This is a genomic window from Thomasclavelia sp., assembly GCF_047249845.1.
Lineage (GTDB): Bacteria > Bacillota_I > Bacilli_A > Erysipelotrichales > Coprobacillaceae > Thomasclavelia.
In genome coordinates this window covers 1-2,502 of the sequence record NZ_JBKTWO010000121.1, presented here as the reverse complement: position 1 = coordinate 2,502, position 2,502 = coordinate 1, and the positions used below count along the sequence as shown (strand labels likewise).

General features: G+C 30.1%; 3 protein-coding genes. All 3 read left to right on the top strand.

The window, feature by feature from the left end:
* Window positions 1–1,187: nicotinate phosphoribosyltransferase (locus ACLR9T_RS13825; protein ID WP_413110073.1), on the top strand; the 1,187-nt coding region annotated here is incomplete at its 5' end.
* 18 nt (window positions 1,188–1,205) lie between these two features.
* Window positions 1,206–1,586, top strand: coding sequence for a hypothetical protein (locus ACLR9T_RS13820; RefSeq protein ID WP_413110072.1), 381 nt, complete (start codon window positions 1,206–1,208; stop codon window positions 1,584–1,586).
* Between the two features lie 10 nt (window positions 1,587–1,596).
* On the top strand, window positions 1,597–2,427 hold the full coding sequence (locus ACLR9T_RS13815; protein ID WP_413110071.1) for a prephenate dehydrogenase: 831 nt from the start codon (window positions 1,597–1,599) through the stop codon (window positions 2,425–2,427).
* Window positions 2,428–2,502 lie beyond the last annotated feature (75 nt).

Sequence of the window (2,502 nt, the reverse complement as noted above, 5' to 3'; positions counted from 1 at the left end):
GAGATTTTCTTTGTACTGGTTCAATTTATTCAGTTACAGAAGGAACCCCAGTGTTTCCTAATGAGCCTTTAATTACTGTACGAGCTAAATTTATCGAAGCCCAGTTAATTGAAACATTATTATTAGTTACAGTAAACCATCAGTCATTGATTGCTACTAAAGCTAATCGAATAGTAAAAGAAGCTAAAGGTCGACCAGTATTGGAATTTGGGGCTAGAAGGGCTCAAGGTTATGACAGTGCTACATATGGAGCAAGAGCGGCTTATATTGGGGGAGTTACTGGAACTGCGACAGTATCGGCAGGAATGATGTTTAATATACCAGTTGTAGGAACAATGGCACATTCATTTGTACAATCATTTGATAGCGAGTATGAAGCATTTAAAGCGTATGCTCTTACTTATCCTGATGATTGTGTTTTATTAGTTGATACATATGATACTTTAAAGAGTGGAGTACCTAATGCAATTAGAATTGCTCAAGAAATTTTAGCGCCGTTAGGTAAAAAATTAAAAGGAATTCGTTTGGATAGTGGGGATATTGCTTATTTATCAAAAAGAGCTCGGGTCATGCTTGATGTTGCTGGGTTAGTTGAAACGAAGATTACAGCGTCTAATTCTTTAGATGAATATTTAATTCGTTCTTTATTAGATCAAGGGGCAAAACTTGATTCTTTTGGAGTGGGTGAAAATTTAATTGTTTCTAAAAATGCTCCAGTTTTTGGTGGAGTATACAAATTAGTTGCAATTGAAAAGAATGATGAGATTATTCCTAAAATTAAAATATCAGAAAATACTGAAAAAATAACTAATCCTGGGTATAAAAAGCTTTATCGGATATTTGAAAATGAAACAGGTAAGGCGATAGGTGATGTAATTGCGTTTCATGATGAAAATATTACTAGTGAACATGATTTAACAATCTATCATCAATCAAATATTTGGAAATTCAAAACACTTTTAGCAAATAGCTATAGTATTGAAGAATTACAAGTACCGATTTTTATTGATGGAAAAAAGGTGTATCCAGATTTAACTGTTGATGAAATTCGTGAATATTCAAAGCAAGAAAAAAATCGTATTTGGGATGAGGTATTTCGTTTAGAATATCCTCATGATTATTATGTTGATTTGACGAAGAGTTTATTGGATTATAAAATTAAGATGTTAGAAGAAAAAAGAAAGTAATAAGTTGAGGAAGTAAAGATGTCAAGATTTGATCGTAAAGTCGAAAGACAAAAAAGTGAGTTTATATTCTCTAAAAAAATAATACCAGAAAAAACTAAGTGGGAAATGGTTAAAGAAAACTTTAGTTTTAAGTGGTTAAAAATAAATTTTAAAACAATTATTTATTTAATTATTGATTTTGTATTTGTAAGTATTGTTTGCATTCCTTTTTTAATGCAGTTTTATAATGCTAAATTATCATTTATTCTTGGGCATGGCTTATTGACTAGTCTTTTAGTAGTATTAACTTTTTATTTTATTGGTAAAGAGAAACCTTCATTATTTGAATTATTAATTAGGTATTGTTTCATGGCAATCATTTTAATGATAACTTCATTTATTGCAGGATTATTAGTATAAAGGTGCGGTTATGATAATAACAGTAGTTGGTCTTGGTGTAGTAGGAGGAAGTTTTGTTAAAGCATTAAAAGGACAAGGACATCAGGTATATGGAATCGATATTGATGAAAATACGTTAAAAAGAGCTAAAGATGAAGGGTATATTGTTGAAGGATATAAAGATGGAAATGAAATTATTAATAAATCTGATTTAACGATTATATGTCTATATCCATCATTAGTTTTAGATTTCATTAAAAATAATCAGTTTAAAAAAGGAAGTATTATTACAGATGCTGTAGGAATTAAATCATATTTTTTACAAGAAGCAATTAATCTAATTAATCAGGATGTTGAATTTGTAAGTGGTCACCCAATGGCTGGAAGAGAGAAAAAAGGTTTTGAATATGCTAGCAAAGATGTATTTAAAAACGCTAATTATATCTTAATAGAACATCCTGTCAATAAAAAAGAATGTATTGAGTTTATGGAACAGTTTGTAGGAACTCTAGGATTTAAAAGTGTTAAAATCATGTCACCACAGGCTCATGATGAGATAATCTCTTTTACTTCACAACTTCCTCATGCAATTGCAGTAGCCTTAATAAATAGTGATAATGAAAAATATGATACAGGTAAATATATTGGGGATTCTTATCGTGATTTAACAAGAATTGCCAATATTAATGAAGATTTGTGGTCAGAGTTATTTTTAAGAAACCGTGAAAATCTTTTGAAGTCAATTGAAGCTTTTGAATTGCAACTAGCTTTGATTAAACAGGGATTAGTAGAAAATGATGAGCAGATACTAAAAAAATTGTTTATTAGCTCTTCGAAAAGAAGGGAAAAATTAGAAAAGTAACAGGTTTAAAACCTGTTATTTTTTTATTGGTGTGCCAGGCATGGCATATATCTAACTGGTGAAAGTCCAGTCGCG

Excerpts from the sequence above, each read along its gene's own strand:
- ACLR9T_RS13820 (WP_413110072.1), top strand. The coding sequence starts at position 1,206 with ATGTCAAGATTTGATCGTAAAGTCGAAAGACAAAAAAGTGAGTTTATA.
- ACLR9T_RS13815 (WP_413110071.1), top strand. The coding sequence starts at position 1,597 with ATGATAATAACAGTAGTTGGTCTTGGTGTAGTAGGAGGAAGTTTTGTT.